We start from the raw sequence: 5,911 nt of genomic DNA, 5'->3' as shown, positions 1-5,911 counted from the left end.
CCACCACCGTCGTTGTTCACCGCCGAACCCCGCACCACCGCATGCACCACATCCCCCGCCGCCACCGCATCCACCAACCGCCGCAACACCACGACACCCACGCCGCTGCCGCCGACGATCCCGCTCGCGTTGCGGTCGAAGGCCCGGCAGTGCCCGTCCGGGGACAGGCCGGTGCCCTCGCGGTAGACGTGGCCGACGTTCTCCGGGATCTTCACGCCGACGCCGCCGGCCAGCGCCATGTCGCACTCCCCCGCGAGCAGCGACTGGCACGCCTGGTGGATCGCCACCAGCCCCGTCGAGCAGGCCGTCTGGATCGTCATCGCGGGGCCGTGCAGGTCCAGCTTGTACGCGACCCGGGTGGCCAGGAAGTCGTCGTTGGAGCTGATCATCATGGGCAGGTAGTCGAGGTAGAACGCCTGCGCCAGCGCGGGATTGCGCATCATGTTGTAGAGCGAGTACGTGTTCATGGACTGGCCGGCGTAGACGCCGATGCGGCCCGGGAAACGCGCCGGGTCGTACGCCGCGTCCTCCAACGCCTCCCACGCGCACTCCAGGAACAACCGGTGCTGCGGATCCGTCATCTCCGCCTCGTGCGCGTTGAATCCGAAGAACTCCGCGTCGAACAACTCCACGCCGTCCAACCGCGCCTTCGCCGGCACATACGACGGATGCGAATACACCGACTCCGGCACGCCCGCCGCCGCCAACTCCTCCGGCGAGAAGAACGTCACCGACTCCACCCCGGCGCACAGGTTCCGCCAGAACTCCGCCACGTTCGACGCCCCGGGGAAACGGCCCGCCAGGCCGACCACCGCCAAGGCGTTCTCCAGTTCCTCGGGCAGGTCCGCGGTGGTGGTGCCCGGGTTGGTCTCAGCGGTTCGGGCCGGCGTCATGGGCTTCCCCTCTCGGTGGCTGGTGGATGGCCGGGCCGGTTCGTGGCCGGAGCCGGTGAGCGGACCGCCGTCGGCGGCCGTACTCCGCGTCGATGGCCGGTACGGCACCGGCCGGCGCGGCGGCGGCCGGACCGGCCGCCGCGTCGAGGTACGTGGCCAGCCCGACGATGGTCGGGACCTCGAAGATGGTCAGCAGCGCCACGTCCACGCCGAACCGGTCGGCGAGGGTGCGCTGGAGTTCGACCGCGAGCAGCGAGTGGCCGCCCGCGTCGAAGAAGTTCTCGTGCGGGCCGCAGTCGCGGCCCAGCAGGTCGCGCCACACCTCGGCGACCCGGCGGGCGGTGGCCCCCAGCGGCGCGCCCGGCCCGGCGGCGCCGGCGGTCAGGTCCGTGCCGGGCGTCTGCGCCAGGGTCCGCCGGTCCACCTTGCCGTTGCTGTTCAGCGGCAGCGCCGGCAGCGCGACGTACCGGGCGGGGACCATGTACGCGGGCAGCGTGGCCGCGCACCACGACCGCAGTTCCGCGGCGTCCGGCGCGTCGTCGGCCCGGCCCACCAGGTAGGCCACCAGGTGCCGGCGCACCGGGTCGGCGCCCTCCAGCAGGACCGCCACGTCGGCGACCGACCGGTGCCGGCGCAGCGTCGCCTCGATCTCGCCCAGCTCGATGCGGTAGCCCCGCAGCTTGACCTGGTTGTCGGAGCGGCCGAGGTACTGGACGACGCCGTCGGGGAGCAGCCGCACCACGTCCCCGGTCCGGTACAACCGGGCGCCGGGCGGGCCGAACGGGTCGGGCACGAAGCGGGCGGCGGTGGTGGCCGGCGCGCCGAGGTATCCGTGCGCCACCCCGGCGCCGCCCACGTACAGCTCCCCCGGCACGCCGGGCGGCACCGGCTCGCCGGCGGCGTCCAGCACGTACAGCCGGGTGTTCGGGGTGGGGCGGCCGATCGGGACGGGCCGCTCGCCGCGCCGGACGCGGTGGCCGGCGGCCCACACCGTCGTCTCGGTGGGGCCGTACATGTTCCAGACCTCGGGGCACCGGTCGAGCAGTTGCTCGGCGAGTTCCGGGGTGAGGGCCTCCGCGGTGGAGACCGCCAGCCGCAGGTCGCCGCCCGCCCAGCCGGCGCCGACGAGCAGCCGCCAGGTGGAGGGCGTGCCGTCGAGCACGGTCACCCGGTGCTCCTGGACGAGCCGGCGCAGGCTGTCGCCCTGGCGGACGTCGTCCTCGTTGGCGAGGACCACGTGCGCGCCGACGGTGAGGGGGGCGAGCACCTCGTAGAGCGCGATGTCGAAGCAGATGGTGCTGACGGCGAGGACCACGTCGGTCGGCAGCAGGCCCGGGCAGGTCCGGACGCCGACCAGGAAGTCGACGACGGCCCGGTGCGGCACCAGCACGCCCTTCGGCCGCCCGGTCGAGCCGGAGGTGTGCAGCAGGTAGGCCGGCGCGTCGGGGTCGACCCGGGGCAGCGGGGTGTCGGGCGCCGCGTCGTCGGTCGGGGCGTGCGGCGGGCACGTCCGCCGGCCGGGGAAGCGGTCGGCCCACTCGTCCGCGGTGACCACCAGCTCGGCGGCGGCGTCGTCCAGCAGGTCGGCGTGCCGCCCGGCCGGGTGCGCCGGGTCGAGGGGCAGGTACGCCGCCCCGCAGCGCAGCACCGCCAGCAGGGCCACCACCAGGTCGGCGCCGCGGGGCAGGCAGACCCCGACCAGCCGGCCCGGGCCGGCGCCGGCCGCGCGCAGCCGGTGGGCCAGCCGCTCCGCCCGCTCGTCCAGCTCGCGGTAGCTGTGCGCCCGCCCGCCGCAGGTCAGCGCGACCGCGTCCGGGGTGCGGGCGGCCTGCGCCGTCACGAGGTCGTGCACGCAGGCGGTGGGCACCGGCACGGCGGTGTCGTTCCAGGTGACGGTGACGCGGTGGTGCTGCGCGGTGTCCAGCAGCGGCAGCCGGGCCACCGGCCGGTCGGGGTCGGCCACGGCGTGCCGCAGCGCGACGACGAACTGGTCGGCCAGCCCCCGCACGGTGTCGGCGTCGAAGAGGTCGGTGGCGTACTCGACGATGCAGAAGACCGCGTCGTCGCCGGTGCGGTGGGCGTAGAACGACAGGTCGAACTGGGAGTTGCCGCTGTGCTGCGGAATCGGCGTGACGACCAGCTCGCCGGTCCGGAACGGCCGCATCGGCTCGTCCTGCCAGCTGAACAGGGTCTGGAAGACGGGGTGCCGGCTGAGGTCACGCACCGGGTGCAGCGCGTCGACCAGCATCTCGAACGGCACGTCCTGGTGGGCGAAGTCGGCCGACAGGTCGCCGCGCACCCGGTCGAGCAACTGCCGCAGGGTCAGCTCCCCGTCGAGCCGCGTACGCAGGGCCAGGGTGTTGGCGAAGAAGCCGAACAGGTGCTCCAGCTCGGGTCGGGTGCGGTTCGCCACCGGCGTGCCGATGACCAGGTCCTGCTGGCCGGACCAGCGGGACAGCACCACCGCGAAGACGGCCAGGCCGAGCATGAACGGGCTGACCTGCTCGGCGCGGCTGAACCGTTGCAGGTCGGCGGCCAGGTCGGCGGGCAGGTCCAGCCGCAGGGTGGCGCCGCGGTGGCTCTGCACGGCCGGCCGGGGCCGGTCGGTGGGCAGGTCCAGCACCAGCGGCGCCCCGGCCAGCCGCTCCCGCCAGTACCCGAGCTGCCGCTCCAGGACCGGCCCGGTCAGGTACGCGCGCTGCCAGGCCGCGAAGTCGGGGTACTGCAACGGCAGGTGGGGCAGCCGCGGCTGCCGGCCCGCCAGCAGGGCCGCGTAACCCTCCGCCAGCTCCTGCGCCAGCACGCCACCGGACCAGCCGTCGGCGATGATGTGGTGCATCGTCACCAGTAGCACGTGCTCGTCGGCGGCGAGGCGGACCAGCAGCGTACGGATCAGCGGGCGGCGCAGGTCGAACGGTTCCCGGGCGCGCGCGGCGACGGTCTCGTCGAGTCGCGCCGGGCGCCGGTCGTCGGGCACCGCCGTCAGGTCCAGCGTCTCGATCGGGGTGTCGTCGACCGGCTCGACCACCTGGACCGGCTCGTCGCCGTCGTCGTGGATGGTCGTGCGCAGCGCCTCGTGCCGGGTACGGATCAGGCGCAGTGCCTGGTCCAGCGCCGCGACGTCGAGCGGGCCGGACAGGCGCAGCGTGATCGCCATGTTGTGCACGCCGGCGTCCCGGCCCACCAGCCGGTCCAGGAACCACAGCCGGCGCTGCTGGAACGACAGCGGGGCGGGCCGCCCGGGGGGCCGGAGCGGGATCGAGGTGGCGGTGGTGCCGCGGGTCGCCGTCATCGCCCCGCCTCCGACGGGTCCGCCTCGCTCATCAGCCGTTCGGCGTCGGCGTCGGAGAGCCCTTCGAGCTCGGCGAGGAGCCGGTCCTGGAGCAGGTCGGCCTGCTGGGCGACGGTGCGTCGGGCGAAGGCCTCCGCGACGGTGATCGGGACCTGGAAGGTGTCCTGGAGGCGGGCGACCAGCCGGCCGGTGAGCAGCGAGTCCCCGCCCAGCAGCAGGAAGTCGTCGAAGACGCCGATCTCCCGGTAGCCCAGCAGTTCCCGCCACGCCTGCGCGACGGTCTCCTCGATCTCGGTGCGCGGTGGTTCGTACTCGGTGGGCAGGTCGGGCCGGTCGTGCTTCGGCCCGGCCGTCGGCGGCGCCTCGTGGGCGACGGGCGTCGATTCGTTGAGCAGGCTGTAGCGGCGACGCTCGAACGGGTAGGTCGGCAGGGGCACGCGGCGCCGCTGCTCGCCGGCGGAGAAGGCGGTCCAGTCGATCGCCGCCCCGGCCAGCCAGAGCCGGGCCAGCGCGCTCAGCAGCGTCTCGTTCTCGTCCTGCTCGGGGGCGGCGGGCAGGGAGGCCACGATGGACGTCGTGGTCTCGGCGCCGGCTGCCCGGCTCATCGCCAGGGCCATCGTGCCGAGCGCGTGCCCCGGCCCGACCTCCAGGAACGCGGCGTCCGGCAGGGCGGCGGCGGCGCGCAGGTTGTCGCCGAAGCGGACGGTGGCCCGCAGGTGGCGCACCCAGTAGCCGGGGTCGGTGGCCTCGGCGGCGGTGAGCCAGGTGCCGGTGACGTTGGAGCCGACCCGCGCCTGCGGGAGCCGCAACGTGACCGTGGCCATGTGCGCCGCGAACTCGGCGAGCAGCGGGTCCAGCATCCGGGTGTGCGCCGCCTGGCGTACCCGGACCAGTTTGGCGCGGACCCCGTCGGCGTCCAGCGCCGCCCGGGCCGCCTCGACGGCGGCGGCCGGGCCGGAGAGCACGGTCTGCTCGGGTCCGTTGACGGCCGCGACGTCGAGGTCGTCGCCGGCGTACCGGACGGCGTCCTGCTCGGGGAGGTTGACGGCGAGCATGGCGCCGTCGGGCAGCCGGTCGATGAGCTGGCCGCGCAGGGCCACGGTGTCGATGGCGTCGGCGAGGTCGAACACGCCGGCCAGGCAGGCGGCCACGTACTCGCCGCTGCTGTGCCCGAGCATGGCCTCCGGGCGTACGCCCCACGACTGCCAGAGCATGGCCAGCGCGTACTCCACCGCGAACAGCGCGGTCAGCCGGCCCGCCGTGGTGTCGAGGATCTCCGCCGCGCGGCGGTCGCCGTCAGGGGCGAGCACCGCCTCGCGCAGGTCGTAGCCGAGCCGGGGGGCGGCCAGGTCGGCGCAGCGGTCCAGGTGCTCGGCGAAGACCGGCTCGGTGACGTGCAACTGGCGGCCCATGCCGACGTACTGGCTGCCGCCGCCGGGGAAGAGGAACACCAGGGCGGGTGGGAGGTCGCCGGCCCGGCCGGTCAGCAGCCGCTCGGGGTCCGCTCCGGTGAGGGCCGCCGCGGCCTGGGTGGCGTCGCGGCACACCACCGCCCGCCGACGCTCGAAATGCCGACGACCCACCTGCAACGTGTACGCCACATCAGCCAACCCCACGCCACCGGAAGCGAGCACCCCACCGACCCGACGACCCACCTCCACCAGAGCCGACGGCGTCCGCCCCGACACCACCACCACCTGCCAACCCCGCACCCCACCCACCGGAA

The 5,911-nt window shown here is 74.9% G+C and carries 3 protein-coding genes; all 3 read right to left on the bottom strand.

Annotated features, from left to right (window positions below; all coding sequences use genetic code 11):
* Positions 1–893, bottom strand: an 893-nt coding sequence (locus tag ABZ793_RS34440; RefSeq protein ID WP_357465146.1) for a polyketide synthase, incomplete at its 3' end; no start/stop codon positions are given.
* Positions 871–4,185: an amino acid adenylation domain-containing protein gene (locus ABZ793_RS34435; protein ID WP_357465144.1), complete on the bottom strand. Its 3,315-nt coding sequence runs from the start codon at positions 4,183–4,185 to the stop codon at positions 871–873. The genes ABZ793_RS34440 and ABZ793_RS34435, both read right to left, overlap by 23 nt.
* On the bottom strand, positions 4,182–5,911 hold a 1,730-nt coding region (locus tag ABZ793_RS34430; protein ID WP_357465143.1), incomplete at its 5' end, for an acyltransferase domain-containing protein. The genes ABZ793_RS34430 and ABZ793_RS34435, both read right to left, overlap by 4 nt.

The sequence above is a fragment of the Micromonospora sp. NPDC047465 genome (assembly GCF_040643125.1).
Taxonomy (GTDB): Bacteria; Actinomycetota; Actinomycetes; order Mycobacteriales; family Micromonosporaceae; genus Micromonospora.
Note: the sequence above shows the minus strand (reverse complement) of the source record. Positions and strands in the feature narration are given on the sequence as shown.

Bases quoted from the DNA above. Each gene is read 5' to 3' on its own strand.
- ABZ793_RS34435 (WP_357465144.1), bottom strand. From the start codon at position 4,185: ATGACGGCGACCCGCGGCACCACCGCCACCTCGATCCCGCTCCGGCCC.